The sequence below is a fragment of the Gluconobacter sp. DsW_058 genome (assembly GCF_002153615.1).
GTDB classification, from domain to species: Bacteria; Pseudomonadota; Alphaproteobacteria; order Acetobacterales; family Acetobacteraceae; genus Gluconobacter; species Gluconobacter cerinus.
On record NZ_JOPH01000055.1, the window covers coordinates 1 to 273 of the forward strand.

1 protein-coding gene is annotated in these 273 nt (G+C 54.9%); it reads left to right on the forward strand.

Going from position 1 to position 273, the window contains the following annotated elements; translation table 11 throughout:
- Nucleotides 1-52: 52 nt before the first annotated feature.
- A partial coding sequence (locus HK24_RS09930; protein WP_233126223.1) for a transposase occupies nt 53-273 on the forward strand: 221 nt, incomplete at its 3' end.

The following is a 273-nucleotide window of genomic DNA, read 5'->3' on the forward strand; positions in this document are numbered from 1 at the left end:
TTTTCAGAATTCTCCTGATGGCCATGCCAGATTACTGGAAACCCTTCAGAGTATGCCGGACGGTCTCACGGTTGGATTTGAAGCCACCGGTGGACAGGAATGGGCACTCTGGCGTGTTCTCATCAGTATGGGACTCAATGCCGTCCAGTTGCTTCCAGCACAGATCAAAGCTTTCGCACTCTCCATGGGGAAACGCGCGAAAACCGATCAGATCGATGCGGAATTGATTGCGCGCTTCATGGTTGTCCGCCCAGAGGCCGGCCGAGCACTGCC